At 62.2% G+C, this 21,109-nt stretch carries 16 protein-coding genes; all 16 read left to right on the top strand.

Annotated features, from left to right (window positions below):
- Positions 1–194: 194 nt before the first annotated feature.
- The 16 genes from tssB (at position 195) to BN1130_RS18575 (ending at position 20,983) form a co-directional block, all read left to right on the top strand.
- Complete coding sequence (gene tssB, locus BN1130_RS18650) at positions 195–698, top strand: type VI secretion system contractile sheath small subunit (protein WP_042043873.1); 504 nt, start codon at positions 195–197, stop codon at positions 696–698.
- A 36-nt stretch (positions 699–734) separates the two neighbouring features.
- Entirely contained in the window at positions 735–2,213 is a 1,479-nt protein-coding gene (tssC, locus tag BN1130_RS18645) for a type VI secretion system contractile sheath large subunit (protein WP_042043870.1), read from the top strand.
- A 6-nt stretch (positions 2,214–2,219) separates the two neighbouring features.
- Positions 2,220–2,651 carry a type VI secretion system baseplate subunit TssE gene (gene tssE / locus BN1130_RS18640; RefSeq protein ID WP_042043868.1) on the top strand — a complete coding sequence of 144 codons (432 nt, stop codon included), beginning with the start codon at positions 2,220–2,222 and terminating at the stop codon, positions 2,649–2,651.
- 3 nt (positions 2,652–2,654) lie between these two features.
- Positions 2,655–4,421: a type VI secretion system baseplate subunit TssF gene (gene tssF / locus BN1130_RS18635; protein WP_042043866.1), complete on the top strand. Its 1,767-nt coding sequence runs from the start codon at positions 2,655–2,657 to the stop codon at positions 4,419–4,421.
- A complete protein-coding gene (gene tssG, locus BN1130_RS18630) occupies positions 4,385–5,383 on the top strand; it encodes a type VI secretion system baseplate subunit TssG (protein ID WP_042043865.1) in 999 nt (332 codons plus the stop codon). Before tssF ends, tssG begins: the two co-directional genes overlap by 37 nt.
- A 2-nt stretch (positions 5,384–5,385) precedes the next feature.
- Positions 5,386–6,669, top strand: a complete 1,284-nt coding sequence (tagH, locus tag BN1130_RS18625; protein WP_042043864.1) for a type VI secretion system-associated FHA domain protein TagH — start codon at positions 5,386–5,388, stop codon at positions 6,667–6,669.
- Positions 6,669–7,181 (top strand): type VI secretion system lipoprotein TssJ, encoded by a 513-nt coding sequence (tssJ, locus tag BN1130_RS18620; protein ID WP_042043862.1) that lies wholly within the window; start codon positions 6,669–6,671, stop codon positions 7,179–7,181. The genes tagH and tssJ overlap by 1 nt, the downstream gene beginning before the upstream one ends.
- A gap of 2 nt (positions 7,182–7,183) precedes the next feature.
- Entirely contained in the window at positions 7,184–8,521 is a 1,338-nt protein-coding gene (gene tssK, locus BN1130_RS18615) for a type VI secretion system baseplate subunit TssK (RefSeq protein WP_042043859.1), read from the top strand.
- A 25-nt stretch (positions 8,522–8,546) separates the two neighbouring features.
- Positions 8,547–9,326 carry a type IVB secretion system protein IcmH/DotU gene (gene icmH / locus BN1130_RS18610; protein WP_042043857.1) on the top strand — a complete coding sequence of 260 codons (780 nt, stop codon included), beginning with the start codon at positions 8,547–8,549 and terminating at the stop codon, positions 9,324–9,326.
- 19 nt (positions 9,327–9,345) lie between these two features.
- On the top strand, positions 9,346–11,985 hold the full coding sequence (gene tssH / locus BN1130_RS18605) for a type VI secretion system ATPase TssH (RefSeq protein ID WP_042043855.1): 2,640 nt from the start codon (positions 9,346–9,348) through the stop codon (positions 11,983–11,985).
- A gap of 3 nt (positions 11,986–11,988) precedes the next feature.
- Positions 11,989–13,527: a sigma-54 interaction domain-containing protein gene (locus tag BN1130_RS18600; protein WP_042043854.1), complete on the top strand. Its 1,539-nt coding sequence runs from the start codon at positions 11,989–11,991 to the stop codon at positions 13,525–13,527.
- A 28-nt stretch (positions 13,528–13,555) separates the two neighbouring features.
- A complete protein-coding gene (gene vasI, locus BN1130_RS18595; protein WP_042043852.1) occupies positions 13,556–14,158 on the top strand; it encodes a type VI secretion system-associated protein VasI in 603 nt (200 codons plus the stop codon).
- 8 nt (positions 14,159–14,166) lie between these two features.
- Positions 14,167–15,573, top strand: coding sequence for a type VI secretion system protein TssA (gene tssA, locus BN1130_RS18590; RefSeq protein ID WP_042043851.1), 1,407 nt, complete (start codon positions 14,167–14,169; stop codon positions 15,571–15,573).
- A gap of 30 nt (positions 15,574–15,603) precedes the next feature.
- The gene (gene tssM / locus BN1130_RS18585; RefSeq protein ID WP_042043849.1) at positions 15,604–19,098 is read left to right on the top strand and encodes a type VI secretion system membrane subunit TssM; all 3,495 of its coding nucleotides are present in this window, start codon (positions 15,604–15,606) and stop codon (positions 19,096–19,098) included.
- Between the two features lie 61 nt (positions 19,099–19,159).
- On the top strand, positions 19,160–20,644 hold the full coding sequence (locus BN1130_RS18580) for a VasL domain-containing protein (RefSeq protein WP_042043848.1): 1,485 nt from the start codon (positions 19,160–19,162) through the stop codon (positions 20,642–20,644).
- 51 nt (positions 20,645–20,695) lie between these two features.
- On the top strand, positions 20,696–20,983 hold the full coding sequence (locus tag BN1130_RS18575; RefSeq protein WP_042043846.1) for a type VI secretion system PAAR protein: 288 nt from the start codon (positions 20,696–20,698) through the stop codon (positions 20,981–20,983).
- Positions 20,984–21,109 lie beyond the last annotated feature (126 nt).

The raw sequence follows: 21,109 nt of genomic DNA, 5'->3' as shown, positions 1-21,109 counted from the left end.
TGCTAAATGACAATCTGCTTAAGGGAGTTGTTTTATTTTTTTAGTTAATTCAGTGTCTTATGGTTTGTTGTTGGTGTTTTTGAAAAAGGGTTTTTATGAGGTGGCGCGTCAACTGTTATTTTTGACAGGTTGTCATCGGGCTATATCGAGACCAACCTAGTGCACCTAAGTGGATCCAAGATGGTACTTATAGCATGGGAAAGGGAATCGACGGCGCCACAGTAGCGCCCAAAGAACGTATCAATATCAAATATGTCCCGGCAACCGGTGGTCAGCAGGCGGAAATAGAACTTCCGTTGACCATGATGGTGGTTGGGAATATGAAGGGACGGACTGAAGACACGCCCATTGAAGAGCGTCAGACCGTCTCCATCGATAAGAACAACTTCTCTTCTGTCATGAAGGAATCCGGTCTGGAGTTGAAATTCTCCGTGGCCAATCGTCTGGAAGAAGACAGCCAGGATGAACTGCCTGTCACCATCCAGATCCAGTCTCTGGAAGACTTCACCCCGGATCGCGTTGCCCAGCAAGTGCCCGAACTGCGCAAGTTGCTGGAGTTGCGAGAAGCCCTGGTGGCCCTCAAGGGACCGCTCGGCAATATCCCGGCGTTCCGCAACCGCCTGCAGGATCTGCTGTCCAGCGACGAAGCCCGTGAGCAACTGCTCAAGGAACTGGATGTGATTAAGCCTGCCGAGTAACGCGGCGGAACTGATTGACGAGAAGGGAATATAGACATGTCTTTGGTCGAAGAACAGGTAGAGGCAGGGGCCAGCAGCGCCTCTGGGTCCTTGCTGGACGAAATCATGGCGCAGGCCCGCATCAGCCCGGTTGATGAAGGTTATAGCGTTGCGAAACAAGGGGTTGCCGCCCTCATTGCCAATATCTTGGACAATGGTTCAACGGCAGAACCCGTCAACAAGGCACTGGTTGACAGCATGATTGTCGAACTCGACAAGAAGCTCAGCAAACAGATGGATGTCATCTTGCACGCCGGTGAACTGCAGGAGCTGGAGTCCTCCTGGCGCTCCCTGAAGCTCTTGGTCGATCGCACCGATTTTCGTGAAAACATCAAGATCCAGCTGCTCCATGCCACCAAGGAAGAGCTGCTGGAAGATTTTGAATTTTCACCAGAAATCACTCAGTCTGGCCTCTACAAGCATGTCTATTCGACGGGCTATGGCCAGTTCGGTGGCCAGCCGATCGGTGCCGTGATCGGCGACTACGCCTTCACCCACAGCTCCCCCGATATCAAGCTGATGCAGTATGTCAGTGCGGTCGGCGCCATGGCGCACGCCCCTTTCATCTCCTCGGTCGCCCCCGCCTTCTTCGGGGTGGACAGCTTCACCGATCTGCCGTCGATCAAGGACATGAAGTCGGTATTCGAAGGGCCTTCCTACACCAAGTGGCGCTCGCTGCGTGAATCCGAGGATGCACGCTATCTGGGCCTGACCGCCCCGCGTTTCCTGGCGCGTCTGCCTTACGACCCGACTGAAAACCCCATCAAGGGCTTCAATTATCAAGAAGACATCAGTTCGGATCATGACCATTACCTCTGGGGCAATACCGCCTATCTGATGGGCTCTTCCCTGACCGACAGCTTCGCCAAGTACCGCTGGTGCCCGAACATCATCGGTCCCCAGAGCGGTGGCGCCATCCATGACCTGCCCGTGCATGTCTACGAGGCCATGGGTCAGTTGCAGGCCAAGATCCCGACCGAAGTGCTGATCACCGATCGCCGTGAGTATGAGCTGGCCGAGGAGGGTTTCATCACCCTGACCATGCGCAAAGACAGCGACAATGCGGCCTTCTTCTCTGCCAACTCGGTACAAAAGCCCAAGGTGTTCCCGAACACCAAAGAGGGCAAGGAAGCGGAGACCAACTACAAGTTGGGTACCCAGCTGCCCTACATGTTCATCATCAACCGCCTGGCCCACTACATCAAAGTGCTGCAGCGCGAGCAGATCGGCTCCTGGAAAGAGCGCCAGGATCTGGAACGTGAACTCAATGGCTGGATCAAGCAGTACGTGGCGGATCAGGAAAACCCGCCGGCAGACGTGCGTAGCCGCCGTCCGCTGCGTGCCGCCCAGATCAAGGTGCTGGACGTGGAAGGGGAGCCGGGTTGGTATCAGGTTGCCATGTCGGTGCGTCCGCACTTCAAGTACATGGGTGCCAGCTTCGAGCTCTCTCTGGTAGGGCGCCTGGACAAGGAATAATGACCCATGCCGTATCTCTCTTCCTGGGATAGAGGAAATGCGGCCAGTCTGTTCGATCGTATACGGGGGGAGGGGCTTGCAACTCCCCCCGCTTCGGATGTTGAGCAATTGATAGGCTCGGTGAAACGCCAGCTCGATCAGGTGCTCAACACCCGTCCCGGCAGTTGTGCCAGTTCCCCGGAACTGGGTGTCATCGACTTGAACGATGCGACCCAGGGTCAGGCGGACATCAAGGGGCGAGTACGAGAAGCGATCCGGCAGTGCATCCGACGCTATGAGCCGAGGATCACCCATGTGGAGGTCAGGACACCCGACTATCAAGACAATCCGTTGGAGATGTCTTTTCAGGTGACCGCCCACATACGACTGGAAAATCTGGAGCAGATTGCCTCGTTCAATGTCCACATGGACAACCACCGTCACTACCGCATGGTCTGATCAATGCCGCTGGAACACTACTTCAGGGATGAACTCGCTTTTTTGCGCCTGCAAGGTCGCGAATTTGCCGATGCCCATCCCGAACTGACCCGATTTCTGTCGGAACAAAATACCGATCCCGACGTCGAGCGCCTGCTGGAAGGCTTTGCCTTCCTGACGGGCAATCTGAGGGCCAAGATCGAAGATGAGTTCCCCGAGCTGACCCATGGCCTGCTCGGCATGCTCTGGCCAAACTACCTGCGTCCCGTGCCCAGCATGACCATGATGCAGTTTTCCGTGATCCCGGGCTCCATTGCCCAACCCGCCCTGGTCAGCCAGGGTTGCCTGCTCGATAGCCGCCCCCAGGATGGGGTGAGCTGCCATTTCAAGACCTGCCGGGATGCCTGGATCTACCCCGCCGACATCGCGCGGATAGATGCCCAGAGCGGCACGGATCTCTCCACCATCAGCCTGGACATTTCACTCCATGGCCCGCTGCCCCTGAGCGACCTGCAACTGGACAAGTTGCGGCTCTATCTGGGGGGGGATGGTTACACCGCCTATGAGCTCTATTTCTGGCTCTCGCACCAACTCTCTCATATCGAGCTGGAAGTCGAGGGCAAGCGCTTTCGCCAGGATGCCAAAGCCCTGCGCAGCGTCGGTTTTGAGCGTGATGATGCGCTGCTGCCTTACCCGAACAACGTCTATTCCGGCTACCGGATCTTGCAGGAGTTTTTCTGCTTCCCGCAAAGCTTCCTGTTTTTCGAGCTCTCCGGTGGCGACTGGCCGCGCCAGCCCTTGCCGGTCAGCGCGTTCAAGATCCACTTCTGCTTCACCAGGCCGCTGCCAGCGGATCTGAAGATCCGGCCCGACTCCTTCATGCTCAACTGCGTGCCGGCCATCAACCTGTTCCAGCACGACAGCGAGCCTATCAACCTCAATGGCCGCCAGACCGAATATCCCCTCAAGGCCAGCTATCGCCACAGCGACAGCTTCGAGATCTTCTCGGTGGATAAGGTGGAAGGCTGGGCCGAGGGCAATCTGGGCCGTGCCCGGGGAGCGCCGCGACTCTATCAGCCTTTTGAGAGCTTCCAGCATCAGATTGAGCGGGCCAAGGGCCGCCTGGCGCTCTACTACCGGGTGCGGGTCAAGGAGTCGGTAGCCGGGGAGGGCTTTGAGCATCAACTCTCCTTCGTGCGTGGCGACGAGACCAGCATGGTGCAGCTCGATGAGTCCATCTCTGTGACCCTGACCTGTACCAACAGAGGCAAGGCGGCGCGGCTCAAGGCCGGGGATATCTGCGTGCCGACCGGCAGCTCCCCCTCCTTTGCCACCTTCAGGAATCTGATGCGGCCAACCCGGCCCCTGCATCCGGCTCTGGATGGCAGCCTGCACTGGACCCTCATCTCCAACCTGTCCCTCAACTACGTCTCTTTGCTGCGCCGGGATGCCCTGGTACAGGTGTTGCGTACCTACGATTTTCCCGCGCTGCAAGACAAGCAGGCGGAGCAGGCATCGCGCAAGCGACTGGCCGGCATCGAGGAGATAACCACCAGTCCGGTCGATCGTCTGGTCAAGGGCATGCCGGTGCGAGGACTCAAGTCGGTGCTCTCCATTCGTCAATCTGCCTTTGGCAGCGAGGGCGAGCTCTATCTGTTCAGCACTGTGCTGGCACATTTCCTCTCGCTCTACGCCAGCGTGAACGCCTTCCACCTGCTCGAGGTGGTCAATTTGGACAACAAGGAGTGCTACAAGTGGCCGGTACAGATAGGTCAGCACTCCCTGATGTGAGGCCCGCCCAGGAGGCGGCTCGCTACAATTTCTTCCAGCTGGTGGAGCTCTTGCGCCAGCAGGATGGCCTGGATCAGGAGAGCGGACTCGATTACCTGCCCGAGCGGGAGCGGATCCGCTTCAAGTCGTCTGCTTCGCTGGGTTTTCCGACCAGCGATGTGCTGACGGTGGATCGCGATGACGAGGGGCGTCACCACCTGGAAGTCGCCTTCCTCGGCCTGCACGGCAGCCAGTCCCCCATGCCCGGTTACTACCTGGACTCCCTGGCCTGGGAGTATGCCCAAGGGGAGCAAAAGCTCGGCCTGTTCCTGGACTTCTTCCACCACCGGCTGTTGACCCTGCTCCATCGCATCTGGCGCAAGTATCGCTACCACGTGCGCTTTCAAAACGATGGTGAGGATGGCTTCTCCCGGCTGATGTTTGCCCTGGTGGGACTGGGCAACGACGAGCTGTGCCACAGCCTGCCGGTCAACCGCGCCAAGATGCTCTCCTACGCCGGCATGCTGGCCAGCCCCAGTCGCTCCCCCGAGGTGGTGGCGGGTCTGGTGGCCCACTGTTTCGACCTGCTCGATGTCGAGGTGGTTGCCTGGCAGCCGCGCCGGGTTGCCATTCACGGCGAACAGCAGAACCGGCTCGGCCGTGCCAATGCCTCCCTGGGCAGCGATCTGGTCATAGGCGCGGGCGTCAAGGATTGTGCAGGTAAATTTTTGTTGAAAATAAATAACTTAACTCATGAAGAGTTTCTCACCTTTCTTCCAAACGGCGAGCATTTCCAACCCCTGGTGACCTTCGTCTCCTTCATCTTGCGCGATCAGCTTGCCTGGGATCTGCGGTTGGGCTTCGCCCCGGCCCAGGCCCACGGCATGCAGCTCGGCGAGGAGCAGAGCGGTCGGCTGGGATGGAGCAGTTTTCTCGGCCAGCCGCCGGAAGATCCCTACGTGACCATCTGTGTGCAGGAGTGAAAGTGGAGACCATAAATCAACAGCTGTCCCTGGTGGTGCTCAACAGCGAGCAGCTCGATGGCAATCACAGGGTGCAATATAGCTTTGACGAGCTGGGTGGCACCCTGGGCGCGTCCGAGCAGGATGACTGGCAACTGCGGGACCGGCTCGGTGTCGTCATGCCGGGTCATGCCCGAATCGAGCAGCACGATGGCCGCTTCTGCCTGTGCGATCTGAGCGGCCAGACCTATATCAATGGGGCCAGTTCGCCCATAGGGCGGGCTCGCAAGGTTCACCTGGAGCAAGGGGATGAGCTGGTGGTGGGGCCGTTTCGCCTCAAGGCTTATCTCGGTGCCGTCCGCGTCGAGCCGGACTTGCATCAGGTGCTGCATAACCGGCCATCTGAGCAGCTCGACGACTGGTTGAACGGGGACGCCACTCCGGCCTCCCAGGCCGATGCCGGTCCCCAGGATCTGGCACTCGACCCCCTGGCTGCCCTGCAACAGGAGCGCCAGCAGAGCCCGCTCATCGACAGCCGCCCCTCGCCGCGGCAGGGCATTGCCGCCCTGTTTGCCGAGGCGGATGCCAGCGCCCCCAAGCATTGGACCGACCGGGTCCCCCCCACTTTTACTTCCGCCGTTAGCGAGGACACCATGAGTCAGGAATATCTCGACATCCCCACCATCGAAGGGGCCGGGCATGATTATCAGGATCTGCACAACGAGGCGAGCCATGTGGCGCTCACTCCGCTGATGCGTGGCCTTGGCCAATCCTTGCGCGCCGCAGACAGCATGCAGGCTCACGACATGCTCGAGGAGATGGGCAGAACCTTGCGGGCGCTGGTCGAGGGGCTCCTGCTGTTGCAGGCGGATCAGACCGCCCTGACCGACAAGCATCTGCGGCCCATCGAAGATAACCCCCTGCGTCTGGGACTGGGTTATGACGACACCCTGGCGCTCCTGTTCGCCGAACAGCAGAGCCCGGTCCATCTGGCCGCCCCTGCGGCGGTTGCCGAGAGCCTGCGCAATATCCGGGTCCACCACGTGGCCAACCAGACCGCCATCAAGGCGGCGCTGGACAGCATACTGCACGCCTTCTCCCCCGCGGCACTGCGCTCGCGTTTCGAGCACTATCGCCGTACCCGCAAGCCCGACGACATGAGCGAGGAGGCCTGGAGCTGGATCATGTATCAGCACTACTACCAGGAGCTCACCTCATCTCGTCAGCAGGGCTTCGACAAGCTGTTCCATCAGGTATATGCCCAGGCCTATGACAAGGCCCTGCGCGAGCAACAAGGACTTATCTGATGCGCTCAGTGCTCTGCCTGCTGTTGCTGCTCGGGCTGTCCGCTTGCACCACCATGGGCAAGATGGCTGACGTGGCCATGGATCCGGATATCCAGGTCGGCAGTCATGACGATCAGCCTTCTACCTTGGGGCTCAGCCTGCTGGCCGAGCCCGATGTCAATCCGAACGAGGGGGGAGAGGCTGCGCCGATCGAGTTCCAGATAGTGCTGCTGGCCGAAGACTCCAAGCTGCTGGCCACCGATTATGACCAGGTGACGGCGGATCCGGAGAAGGCGCTGGGCAAGAACTACCTGGATCATCAGGACTACACCCTGCTGCCGAACCAGTTCAAATATCTGCCGCCCATCGAGCTTGACGAGAAGACCCGCTACATCGGCGTCATTGCCCGTTATGCCGACCCGAACAGCGCCGAATGGCGCAAGGTCATCAAGGTGCGCAGCAAGGGGCGGGCTTATCAGTTGCTGGTTCACCTGCGACTCGATGAAGTCGAAATACAGAAAGAAGAAGAATAACTATGTCCAGTCGAAATCGGGTTATCTGGCGTGAGGGTTTGTTCATCAAACCCCAGCATTTTCAACAACAACAGCGTCACGGGGACTACAGCCTCCAGGCCAGGCTGAGCGCGCTCAGCGACTACTTCTTCGGCCTGCAATCCTTGAGCATCAATGAGGATTATCTGGGCTTTGGTCGCATCGCCCTGGTCGGTGCCAGCGGCATCTTGCCCGATGGCACAGTGTTCAATATCCCAAATGATGATCTGTTGCCGCCCCCCCTCGAGATCCTCGATGCCTCCTTGGCCAACCAGAAGGTCTATCTGGCGCTGCCGTTGTCGGTGAGCGGGGTCAACGAGGTGAGTGACCCCGAGCAGGGGATCGCCACCCGGTTGCAGGCCCAGCGCCATGATGTGCGGGATCTGCACAGCGAAGGGGGGGACGTGGTCTCCCTGGAGATAGGCAAGGTGAGCCTGCGGCTCATGCTCGAACGGGAAGATCGCAGCGCCTACGCCTCGCTCGCCATCGCCCGCATCCTGGACAAGCGCCCGGATGGCAGCCTGGTGCTGGACAGCAACTTCATGCCGTGCAGCATCAGCGTCTCCGCCATCCCCAGCCTCAAGCGCTTCCTGGGCGAGATAGCGGGCCTGGTGGGGGAGCGGGCTCGCAGCCTCTCCCAGCGTATCGCCGCCCCCGGTCAGCAAGGGGTGGCCGATGTGGCCGAGTTCATGATGCTGCAACTGCTCAACCGCGCCCAGCCCCAGCTCGCCCATCTGGCCCGGCTTGGCACCCTGCACCCCGAACGGCTGTTCGAGGCACTGGTACAGCTGTGCGGCGAGTTGATGACCTTCACCGATGAGTCCCGCCTGCCGCCCCTGTTTGGTGCCTATCGTCACGACGATCAGCAACAGAGCTTCGAGCCGGTGATCCTGGCCCTGCGCCAGGCGCTCAGCACTGTGCTGTCGCCGCGCGCCGTCTCCATTCAGCTGCACAAGCATCAATACGGGGTCATGGTGGCCATGGTGGGCGAGAGCGAACTCATGGCCAGCGCCGATTTCGTGCTGGCGGTGCGGGCCCGCATGCCCCAGGAGCAGCTGCGCAAGCAGTTGCTGCAACAGATCAAGGTGGCGTCGAGCGAGAAGATCCGCGAACTCATCAGCTTGCAGCTGCCGGGGATCCCGCTGCTGCCACTGCCGGTGGCGCCGCGCCAGCTGCCTTATCACGCCGGTTACAGCTACTTCCAGCTCGACCGGCAGAGCCCGGCCTGGCAGATGCTGATCAAGGGCAACACCATCGGCTTCCACATCGCAGGGGATTTCCCGGAGCTCGACATGCAGCTCTGGGCCATCCGCAGCCAATGAGCCCCCGAAGGGAGGAGTATCACAGATGACCATGGACATCATTCACAGCGACCAGATGCAGGACCTGCTGTTCGACCATGCCGAGCAGCTGGACATGGACTCGGATTACTGGTTCCGCCTGCGGGGCCAGAGCATCAACCCCATGATAGATGCGGTGACCCCGCTGCTGGGCTTGGTGCAGCGGGTGCGCCAGCTGACCCGCCATGATCGGGTGCCAGAGCTCTATCAACGGGTGGTCACCGAAGTGCAGGCCATCGAGCAGGAGCTGACGGCCCATGGCTATGAGAACGGGGTGGTCTTGTCGTTTCGCTACATCCTCTGCACCTTCATCGATGAGGCCGTCATGGGCCGCGACTGGGGCAGTCAGAGCGAGTGGTCGGAACACTCACTGCTGACCCGCTTCCATAACGAGACCTGGGGCGGCGAGAAGGTGTTCGTGCTGCTCGCTCGTCTGCAAGAGGATCCGGTGCGCTATCGCGACATCCTGGAGTTCATCTACCTGTGCCTCTGCCTCGGTTTCGAGGGCCGCTACAAGGTGATGACCCAGGGCAAGGGCGAGTTCGAGCGGGTGGTGAGCCAGCTCCATCGCCAGCTCAAGGGCGAGGCACAGACCGAGGCGCCCCGGGTCTTTCACCTGGATCTGGGCCAGCAGGCATCCCGTTATCAGTTACCCCGCCAATGGTCCCTGCGCAGTCTCTGCATCGGCAGCGCCCTGGTATTGGCCCTCATCTTCGGTCTCTACCATCACCAACTCGATAACCAGACCCAGGACGTGCTGCGTCAACTGGGCGAATTATTAAAATAAATACTAAGGAGAGCACGCCTTGATCCGTATAGAACTGCCAGTACTGGTGGAAAGACTCAACCCCATCTGTCGCCACATGTTGGAAGAGGCTGCCGCCTTGTGCGTCAGCCAGCAAGGCAGCGAGATCCGTATCGAGCATCTGCTGCTCAAGATGCTGGAGACGCCCCTGTGCGATGTACGCCAAATTCTCAAGCGGGCCGAGGTACCGGTCGATGAGCTGACGGGACTGCTGCAACCCCGGGCGGGGGATACCAGTACCGATCCGGGCTACCCCTCCTTCTCACCGTTGCTGGTCGAGTGGCTGCAAGACAGCTGGCTGCTGGCCTCCGCCGAGTTTGGCCATGCCCGCTTGCGCAGCGGCGTCTTGTTGCTGGTGCTCCTGATGACCCCCCAGCGTTATCTCAGCGCCGGTATCAGCCGTCTGCTGGCCCAGGTCAACCGCGAACTGCTGCGCCAGCAGTTCGATGAGTGGGTGAAAGAGTCTGCCGAAACCCAGGTCAGCGTCAATGCCAGCGGCGCCGCGACCCAGGGCGCCCTGCCTGCCGATGCCAGTCTGCTGGCCCGCTTCACCCAGAATGTGACCGAACAGGCCCGCCAGAACAGCCTGGATCCGGTATTGTGCCGGGATCACGAGATCGATCTGATGATCGACATCCTCTCCCGCCGCCGCAAGAACAACCCCATCGTCGTGGGGGAGGCCGGGGTCGGCAAGAGCGCCCTCATCGAAGGACTGGCGCTGCGTATCATCGCGGGTCAGGTACCGGAAAAATTGCGGGGGGTCGAGCTGCTCAGTCTGGATCTCGGCGCCATGCAGGCCGGGGCCTCGGTCAAGGGGGAGTTCGAGAAGCGCTTCAAGGGGGTGATGCAGGAGGTCAAGGAGTCGACGCGTCCCATCATCTTGTTCATCGACGAGGCGCACACCCTGATAGGGGCTGGCAACCAGGCCGGTGGTCTGGATGTCTCCAACTTGATCAAACCGGCCCTGGCCCGGGGTGAGCTGCGCACCATAGCCGCCACCACCTGGAGCGAATACAAGAAGTACGTGGAGAAAGACGCGGCCCTGTCGCGCCGTTTCCAGCTGGTGAAGGTGGGTGAGCCCTCGGCCTCGGAGGCGACCGTGATCCTGCGCGGCCTGCGCAGCATCTACGAGCAAGCCCATGGGGTGCTGATCGACGAGGAGGCGCTGCAGGCTGCGGCCCAGCTCTCCGCCCGCTATATCTCGGGTCGCCAGTTGCCGGACAAGGCCATCGACGTGCTCGATACCGCCTGTGCCCGGGTGGCCATCAACCTGACCACGCCGCCGCGCGCCGTCAGTCACCTGCAAAACGCGCTGCGCCAGCGGGAGCTGGAAATTCGCCAACTCGAGCGCCAGGCCATGATTGGCCTGGGCGACAACGCCGAGCGCCTGGCCGAGCTGCACGAGGCACAGCAAGCCTGCACCCTGGCTCTGGGCGAGCAGGAGGCGCACTGGCAGCAGCAGCAGAGCCTGGTGCACGAGATAGTGGCGCTGCGCGCCGCGCTGCTCGATGGCCAGCATGACCAAACTCAGGCGGAGCAGCCCCAGGCTGAGGTGGATCTGGCCGACGCCGCCATGGATCCCCAGCTCGCCATCGCCCGTCTGACCCAGCTCGATGCCGAACTCACCGCCCTGCAACAGGGGGCCGTGCTGGTCTCTGCCCACGTGGACAAGGGCCAGATAGCGGCGGTGATCGCCGAGTGGACCGGGGTGCCCCTCAACCGTATCTCCCAGGGGGAACTGGATGTTGTGACCCGTCTGCCGGAGTTTTTGGGCAACACCATCAAGGGGCAGGGGGTTGCGGTTGCGCACCTGCACAAGCATCTGCTCACCGCCCGCGCCGACTTGCGCAGGCCGGGTCGCCCCCTGGGCGCCTTCCTGCTGGTGGGGCCAAGCGGCGTCGGCAAGACCGAAACCGTGCTGCAGATTGCCGAGCTGATGTTTGGCGGTCGTCAGTATCTCACCACCATCAACATGTCCGAGTACCAGGAGAAGCACACGGTTTCTCGCCTCATCGGCTATGTCGGCTTTGGCGAGGGGGGCGTGCTGACCGAAGCCATTCGTCAGAAACCCTACTCAGTGGTGCTGCTCGACGAGGTGGAGAAAGCCCATCCGGACGTGCTCAACCTCTTCTATCAGGGCTTTGACAAGGGCGAACTGGCCGACGGCGAGGGACGAGTCATCGACTGCAAGAACGTGGTGTTCTTCCTCACCTCCAACCTGGGCTTCCAGACCATAGTGGACCATGCCGAGCAGCCCAATGCCCTGCTCGACGCCCTCTATCCGGAACTGGCCGCCTTCTTCAAGCCCGCCCTGCTGGCGCGCATGGAGGTGATCCCCTATCTGCCGCTCGGTCACGACACCCTGGTCGAGATAGTGCAGGGCAAGCTGGCGCGACTGGTTAGCCTGCTCAAGGAGCGGTTCGGTGCCGAGGTGGTACTCGAGCCCGAGGTGGCCGAGGAGATTTTGCGCCGGGCCAATCGCAGCGAGAACGGGGCCCGCATGCTCGAATCCGTCATCGACGGGGCCCTGCTGCCGCCGGTTTCTTTGCAACTGCTGCAACGCCTTGGGGCGGGTCAGGCCATCAATCGCGTCAGCTTCCGGGTCGAGTCGGGTGAGTTCATCGCCGAGGTCGAGGGCTAAGCCATGTTACAAGCCCTCGAGTTTGCCCTGGCCCTGACCCGCGCCCGTGATGAGCAGAGTCTGTGTGACTGGTGGCTGGCCGAATTGGCGACCCGCTACCAGGCCAGCGGCATGCTGCTGGCCATGCTGGATGTCAGTGGTCGCGAGCTGCACTGCCAGGGACGGGTGCAAGGGCAGCCGGTCACCATGGTGCTGGGAGCGGATGATTTCGCCCATCCCCTCGCTTATGTACTGCACAAGGCGCAGTCGCGCACCTGGGATTCCCTCTATGGCGGTGCGCGCATCGAGCATAAAGGGTTTCGCCAACTGTTGACCACCCTTGGCCAAGGCACAGGGCTGCACGCCATGCCGCTGGTTGACAGCCAAGGCAAGCCGTTCGCCGTGCTGGCCCTGCTCGATGAGGGAACCCGGCTGCAAGCCTGGAGCGCGGAGCCTTGCCTCACGGCCCTGGCGCAACTGTTTTGCAATCAACTGACCCTCATTCGCGAGCTGGGCCGCAGTCGTCGGGATCAATCGGTGCTACGTGACTCCCTGCGCTTGATCAAGGGAGAGGGGCAGCGCCAGCGCCAGCATGAACAGCTGCTCGATGAGCGGCTGGTCGGCCAGTCTGCCGCAATCCGCGGCCTGCGCCAGCAGATCCATCAGGGGGGCCAGCACAGGCTGACTGTGCTCATTCAGGGGGAGACGGGCAGCGGCAAGGAGGTGGTCGCTCGCCTGGTGCACCAGTGCTCGGATCGCGCCGACAAGCCCTTCGTGGCCATCAACTGTGGCGCCATCCCGGAAAACCTGATTGAGAGCGAACTGTTTGGCTACCTGAAAGGCGCCTTCTCCGGGGCCCAGCACAACAAGGCGGGCCTGGTGGCTCAGGCCCATGGCGGCACCCTGTTTCTGGACGAAGTGGGCGACATGCCCCCCGCCATGCAGGTCAAGCTGCTGCGGGTGCTGGAAACCCACAGTTACCGACCCCTGGGGGGAGAGAAGGAGTGTCACTCCGATTTTCGCCTCATCGCCGCCACCCATCAGCCCCTTGAGCGTCGGGTGGAGGAGGGGACGTTTCGCAGCGATCTCTACCACAGGCTCTGCCAGTGTCTGCTGCACATAGCGCCTCTGCGCGAGCGCAGTGAAGATATCGCCCCCCTCACTCAGCACTTCCTGGCCCAGTTTGGCGCCGCCGAGGGCAAGGTGCTGGGCAAATTGCAGGGCAGCTTCCTGCGCCAGCTACAGGGTTACGACTTCCCGGGCAATGTGCGCGAGCTGCGCAACCTGCTGGAAGTCGCCTGTGCCCACACCCTGGCCGGTGAGGAGATTGGCCTGGAGGCGCTGCCTCCCGAGCTGCAAAACCGGGTGTGCGCCAGCTTGCCGGGCCTGCTCGATGACTACAACCACATCCGGGACTTGCGCATGGCCATGCAGAAATACGAGGCCTCGGTGATCGAAGCCAGGCTGCGCCACTACCAGGGCAATCGCCTGCTGGTGGCCCAGAGCCTCAATATTCCCAAGCGCACCCTGGATCACAAATGCCAGAAGCTGGAGGTGAACTGATGCCTCTTAACCCGCTGGAGGTGAACTGATGTCCCTTAGCCTGATCCCCTTGCTGCTCGCTGTCACGACTCAGGGCGATGCGCTCGCGCCTCAACTGCAACAGTGCCGTGCCGAAGCGTCTCCGCTAGTGCGCTTGGCCTGCTACGACGCCATCGGCAGCGGGGCCGTCGCCCTGGCCGAACCCGCCCGTCAGTCCGAACTCTGGCAAGCCATCTGGCGCCAGGAGCAGGGTAGAACGGCTCAAAGCGAGCCCTTCTTGCTCGGCCAGGATGCTGAAACGGACGCTGAGCAGGCCAGTCTGTTGCTGACTCGACCCGCCTTGCGTGGCGCCACCCTGGCCATCAGTTGCAGCAACAGCATCACCAGCTTGCGACTGCGTCTGGATGAACCCTGGGTGGGGAACCGCGTCGAGACCCGACTCGATGACGCGCTTCGCCAGGGCAACTGGTTCGTGCGCGAGCAGGGCATGCTGCTGGAGTATGGCCGCGGCCTGCCCGCCATCGATGAGCTCAAGGGCTGGGTCGGTCATCGCCAGCTCACCCTGACGGCGCCCAAGGGGGTGATGTTGCAGTTTGACCTGACGGGTCTGGGCAAGGCCTTGTCACCCTTGCGTCAGCAGTGTCGCTGGTAGGGGGGCGCATGAGTCACATTCACCCCTGGTGCCAACGCCTGTTGACCGCGATCCCTGAGGAACGCAGCCGTGAGCCTGTGCCCCCCGACAATGGCAAGTGGGACTATGTGGAGACCGAACTGGTCAAGCTGGGCTCCCTGGCCCACAGCCAGGTGGATCTCGATGCGGTCGCCGAGTCCTGCCTGCAACTGTTTGAGTTGCATACCAAAGACATGCGGGTATTGGCTCAGCTGCTGCGCTGCCTGCAACAGCCGGCCAAGCTGGCGCCCTTCGCGACGGCCCTCGATCTACTGGAGGCCTGGCTGGGTGCCTACTGGTTGACGGCCTGGCCGCACAATCTTGCGCAGAAGCAGCGCTTGATGACTCAGATAGTGAAGCGCTTCGAGGCGGCGGCTGAGCGTAGCTGCGAGTCGGCCAGTGCCGCTGAGTTGAGCCAGCTGCTTGGCCGCTGGGACAGGCTCTCCTCCCGCTGGCTTGCCCTGTGCCCCGACAAGGAAGAGACCCTGGCCAGTCTGGGCAGCGCCCTGCGCCGGGCCCAGAGCCAGCAAGCGGCCCAGCAGCAGGCCGAGGGTGGCCAGCGTGCCCAGACGGCCCCATCAGGAGCGAGCAGCGCGACCGCTATGGGGCTGACGGCCACGCCATCTCCCGCTGCGCCTCTGGAGATAGACAGCAGCAATGACAGGGCCTGGCGCCAGACCCAGCTCAAGGTGGCCGAACTGCTGATCGAGCGCCAGAGCGAGGCGGCGGTGGGATATCGGCTACGTCGCCACGCCATCTGGTCCGGGATAGCGACGCCGCCGTTGGCGGGGGCCAATGGCAAGACCCAGTTAGCGCCGGTTTCCGCCGACATGGTGGATGAGTACCGCGCCGCCATGGGCCAGCCGACCCAGGCGCTCTGGCAGAAGGTGGAGCAGAGTCTGACGTTGGCGCCGTACTGGCTGGAGGGTCACCAACTCTCCTTCGAGCTGGCCAGGGCCCTGGGCTTCAATGAGGCCGCCCAGGGGATCCGGGAGGAGGCCCAGGCCTTTCTCGCGCGTCTGCCCGGGCTCAAGGCCCTGAGCTTTAGCGATGGGACCCCTTTTCTGCCAGCAGTTTGCGCGAACTGGTTGCAGCAGGCGCGGGCCGGTGAAGGGGGGGCAGAGCTGGGATCCCTGGCGCAGCTCGATCTGGACGAGGGCGGATTGGATCTGGCCCTGCAGCGGCTCGAGGAGCAGATGCAGGGGCTCAGCGAGCCACGATCGCGCTTCTATGCCGAACTGGTCCAGGCCGATCTGCTGGCGCAGGCCGGCATGGGGAGCCTGGCACGGCAACATTATCAGCATCTGTGGCAAACCACGGTCCGGCTGGGTCTGGCCCAGTGGGAGCCAAGCCTGGTCAATCGCCTGGAACAGCACGCGACCCCTGGGTCGAAATGAGTCATCGAGTCGGAGTTGAATCACAATCCTATGTTCAAGACCCTATTTAGTTTTTTACGGCAACAGCTGCCCAAGCTGAAACCCTCCTGGACCCTGTTGGGGGGACTGGTGTGGGTCGTCGTGCTGATCCTGGCCTGGTGGCTCGGCCCGCGTCTGACCCTGGGGGAGAGCCAGCCGCTGGCCTCCGTCTGGGCTCGGGTGGTATTCACGATGATCTGGCTCTGGCTGGTGCTGGGGATCCTCGCCTGGCGCCTCTATCAGGGGCTCAAGGCCGATCGCCTGGATCGCGAGAAAGAGGTGGTGCTGGAGCAGGATCCGGCCCAAGCCTTGGTGGACAGTCAGCAGCGTTTCCTCGACCGCTGGCTGGACGCCTTGCGTCAGCACCTCGGCAAGCAGGCGCTCTATGCCATGCCCTGGTATCTGGTGCTGGGCCTGCCTGGCAGCGGCAAGAGCAGCCTGATCCACAGGGCCAACCCGGCCAACAAGCTCAACCCCAGGCTAGACAACGAGCTGCGCGATGACGCCCAGGGCCAGCAGATCGACTGCTGGCTCGGTGAGCAGGCGGTGATGCTGGATCCCGATGGCCAGCTGTTTGCCCAGCCGGGCGCGGATGAGATGAACTCGCCGGCGCAACGGCGCTGGCATCACCTGCTTGGCTGGTTGCGGGACAATCGGGGTCGCCAGCCCCTCAACGGCCTGGTGCTGACGGTGGATCTCGCCTGGCTGTCCCAGGCCAGCGTCTCCGAGCGCAAGGCCTATGCCCAGCTGATGCGGGCGCGCTTGCAGGAGCTGGTGGGCACCCTCAATACCCGTTTGCCGCTCTATGTGGCCTTCACCAAGCTGGATCTGCTGCACGGCTTCGATGCGGTGTACGAGGCGCTGGATAAAGAGGCTCGCGAGGCGGTGCTCGGGGTCACTTTCGAACCCGGCACCAGCCAGGGCAAGCAGTGGTTGCAGGATCTGGAACTGTTCTGGGATCAGTGGCTGGTCAATCTCAATGACAACCTGCCGGAGATGTTGCTGGCCGGGCGCGGCGACAAGCAGCGCAATGCGCTGTTCGCCTTCGTGCGCCAACTGGCGGGGCTCAAGGATTATGTGACCGCGCTGCTGGGCGAAACCCTGGCCCCCCTGGAAGAGGGCAAACCCATCATGGTGCGCGGCGTCTATGTCAGCTCCGTTTACCAGCAAGGGGTGCCGTTTGATGCGTTCGCTCAGGCATCGGCCCGCCGTTATCAGCTGCCCGACCCCATTTACTCCTCGTTGCGCGGGGAGTCGACCGCCTATTTCGTGCGCAATCTGTTCGCCGCCATCATCTTCCCCGAGGCTCATCTGGCTGGGGAGAATCGCCTGCATACCCTCTATCGCCGCCGTCGCATGGCGGTGGGCATCGGCGCCATCGCCCTGGTGTGCGCCGGGTTGGTTGGTGGCTGGCACTACTACTACCGAGTCAACGAGGCGGCGGGGCAGGTCGTATTGGCCAAGGCTCAGGACTTCATGCAGACCCGGGATCTGAGCGGTCAGGATGCCCTGGGCTTCAACCAGCTGCCCCGCCTCAATCTGATCCGCGAGGCGACCCTGTCGTTTGGCAACTATCGGGAGCGATCCCCGGTGCTGGCGGACTTGGGGCTCTATCAGGGGGACGAGATAGGCCCCTATGTGGAGGGCTCCTATCTGCAACTGCTGCGGCTGCGCTTCCTGCCGGCCCTGATGCAGGGACTGGAAGAGGATCTTGAGCAGGCCCCGGCCGGCAGCGAGGAAAAATTCGCGATATTGCGGGTGATGCGCATGATCGATGATGCCTCCGGCCGTGACAAGCCTCAGGTCGAGCAGTTTATGGGCAGCCGCTGGCAACAAGCCTTCCCGGGTCAGGGAGTGGCGCAGGATCAGTTGATGGGTCACCTGGATTACGCCCTGGACCATACCGACTGGTATGGCAGCCGTGTGCAGAAGGATCAGGCGGCCATCACGGCCTTCGCCCCTTTCCAGCAGAGCGTCTATGGCGCCCAGCGTGAGCTCGGCAAGCTGCCGCTCTATCAGCGGGTTTACCAGAATCTGGTGCTCAAGGCCGATGAAACCCTGGCGCCGGATCTCAATATCCGCGACGAGGTGGGGCCGACCTTCGACAGCGTCTTCGTGCTGCGGGACGAGAAGCGGGGCCTGGTGCCACGGCTGCTCACCTATCCGGGGTTCAGCACCTTCTTCCTCAAGCAGGATACCGCGCTCATCGACTTGACCGCGACCGATGCCTGGGTGCTGGGTCAGCGCAAGAACACCCGGTTGAGCGAGGCGGATCGGCGGGAGATCACCCGTCAGGTCAACGATCGCTATGTCACCAACTATGTGGGCCAGTGGCAGAACCTGCTGACCAACCTGGATGTGCAATCCCTGCAAAATCCGCAGCAGGCCCTGGATGTGCTGGCGGCCATCACGGGTAACGATCAGCCGTTCCAGCGGGTCATCTCGACCCTGGACGACAACACCCGCATCCGCCAGCTGTCGGACAAGGAAGGGGATCCCACCCAGGCCATCTCGGCCCGGATAGGTCGCCCCTTCCTGGCCACCAACGCCGTGCTGAGCGGGCGCGGTGAGCAGGGGCCGCTCATCTCCGAGGTGACCCAGAAGCTGACCGACTTGCAGCACTACCTCGAGCTCATCGTCAACGCCACGGACCCGGGCCAAGCGGCGCTGAAAGCGGTGCAGATGCGATTGACCAACAAGTATGCGGATCCGGTGTTTGCCCTGCAGCAATACGCCACTGGCCTGCCGATGCCCCTGGATCGCTGGGTGAGCCAGCTGGCCGAGGAGAGTTCCCGCCTGGTGGTGGACCTGGCCATGTCCTCCCTCAATCAGGAGTGGCAAGACCGGGTGGTGACCCCCTTCAACACCGAGTTGGCGGGGCGTTATCCCTTCAATCCGGTGTCGGCCAAGGATGCTCCGCTCTCCGAGATGGAGCGCTTCTTTGCCCCCGGCGGCACCCTGGACAGCTTCTATCAGAGCAACCTCAAGCCCATGGTGGAGAGCGGTCTGATGGATGGCGATTACGGCTCGCCAGTGCAGGCCGAGTTGCTCAAGCAGCTCGAGCGGGCGGCGCGGATCCGTCAGACCTTCTTCACCCCCAAGGGCAATCTGGAGGTGCAGTTCGTGCTCGAGCCCATCGAGCTGACCGCCAACAAGCGGCGCAGCGTGCTGAACCTGGACGGCCAGTTGCTGGAATATGCCCATGGTCGGCGCAGCAAGGTGCCCTTGGTGTGGCCAAACACCATGCGGGACGGGGCCGAGAGCAAGATAACCCTGGTGCCTGCCGCCCGGGACAGATCGCCGCGCAGTGAAGGCTTCGTCGGGCCCTGGGCCATGTTCCGGCTGATGGACAAGGGGGAGCTGACTCAGGTCAAGGAGGCCGCCTTTGACGTGCGCTTCCCGGTGGATCAGGGCGCCATGACCTACAGGGTCTATACGGATGCGTCTCACAATCCCTTTGCCGGGGGCCTGTTCAGCCAGTTCAGCCTGCCTGAAACCCTTTATTGATAGCTAATGGCGAGACACCGGGGCGAGTCCCCGGTGTGCTCCCAGCGAGTGGAATATTGATATGCAAGACGCACAACAGGCACTCAAGATAGGCTCGGATCCCCGCATGCTGCCCGAATACGAGGCGCTGCGCAGCGAAATCAACAAGTTGAGTCATGCCTCTCGTCCCGAGGTGGATTGGGCCCGGATCCATCAGCTGGCGAGCCAGATCTTCGAACGGCACGGGGTGGATCTGCAGACGGCCATCTATTTCGTGTTGGCACGCTCGCGCCTGCAGGGCCTCAAGGGGTTCGCCGAGGGGTGCGAGTTCATGGCCAACCTGATCGTCAGCCAGTGGCAGAGCGTCTGGCCGCCGGTGCATCAGGAGCGGGCCCGGGTCGAGATGCTGGACTGGTTCATCGCTCGTGTCAGCCCCATCATCCGTGAATACCAGATAAGCCATGACGACAAGCGGCTAGTCTATCGCTGCGAGCGGGCCTTGCAGCTCATCAGCGAGAAGCTGCACCACAGCGGGCTCAGCCGCATTCCCAGGGTCGAGAATCTGGTGCACTTCATCGAGGGTTATACCCATCTGTTCGATGAGGCAGAAGTCGTGATTGTCTCGGACGAAGCGGGACTGAGCGACGATCTGCAGATCCCGCCCATGGTGTTCTTCCACGGCGAGCAGGGCGCCCAGGTCGCCGCCGGGTCCGAGAGTGCCTCTGGAAACACCGCGAGCAGCCCGGTTCAGGGCAGCATACTGGTGGGACGAGAACCCGGCACCCTCAGACCGACAGTGCTGAAAATCGAAGCCAAGCACAAGCGACGTCCGGCCTGGCAGTGGTTCGGTCTCGGGGTGCTCTGCTGTGCGCTGCCCGTGCTGGCAGGGTGGGGTTGGCAGCTGAGTCAGCAGCCGGCCAGCGTGCAACAGCAGGTGGAGCAGGCCAAGCGCAGTGCCATGATTGCCCGCTTGCAGCTGCCCGCCCAACCCATGCCCAAGGGGCTGGATCGGGACGATATTCGCCAGGCGCGCATCCTGCTTGGCGAGCAGTCCCTTCAGGATCTGGCGCCCACCTTGATCGGTGATTACCAGCGTCGGCTCGCCCAGCTGGAGCAAGTCTCACCCCTCTATTGGTATGGCTTTGGTGACGAGCTCACGAACTCCATGCAGCGCCTCTACCCGGAGACGGCCCAGGTGCAGGCCATGACCCGCCAGTGGCAAGATGCCCTGCTGCGTCAGCGTGGCAATGCCGCACAGACTGGATCCGCTTATCTGGGGGTCAGGGAGGGGATCGATGGTCTGCTCGGCACCCTGCTCGAACTGGAGCGTCAGCGCAAATCGGTCACCATCTCCTACCTCAAGTCCCGCCTCTACGAGATCCAGAAAGATCTGCTGGTGGAGGTGCCATTGGACGCGAGGTTGAGTGAGATGGAGACGCGGGGAGGGCAGGTGCCTCCGGCTCAGCTCAAGAGCATGGAGGATGAGCTCAAGTCGCTGACGGTACGCCTCTATCAGCTACAGCAGTTGGCCGAGCGCCAGAACGATGGCGTCCAGCCACCCGGTTGAATATCAGGCGGTGCCGGACGCTGTCTGGTGCCGCCATGCAAGGAGAATCATATGTGCCCTACCATTGCCCTGCTCGGAGATCTCGGTACCGATCATGATGGCTTCGTACCATCGCCCATCATCGCGGCCAGTCCCGATGTGCTGCTCGACGGCAAACCGGTCGCGCGTCAGGGGGATCCCCTGGCGCCCCATGACAAACCCAATAATCCCCCCCATCCGCGCAGCATCGCGGGCGGGGTCGGTTCTGTACTGGTCAACGGCAAGCCCATTGCCGTGACCGGCACAGAGATAGGCTGTGGTGGCGTCGTCATCGGCACCGGCAGCGGTTTGGCAGGATAAGGAGCCCCCCATGGCAGACAGCACAGGACTTCAGTTCACCATCAAGGTAGGGGCCTTGCCCGAATCCACCTTCGCCCTGGTCGAGTTCACCCTCGATGAGCAGCTGAGTCGCCCCTTCAGCCTGCG

The organism is Aeromonas rivuli (genome assembly GCF_000820045.1).
GTDB lineage: Bacteria > Pseudomonadota > Gammaproteobacteria > Enterobacterales > Aeromonadaceae > Aeromonas > Aeromonas rivuli.
Note: the sequence above shows the minus strand (reverse complement) of the source record. Positions and strands in the feature narration are given on the sequence as shown.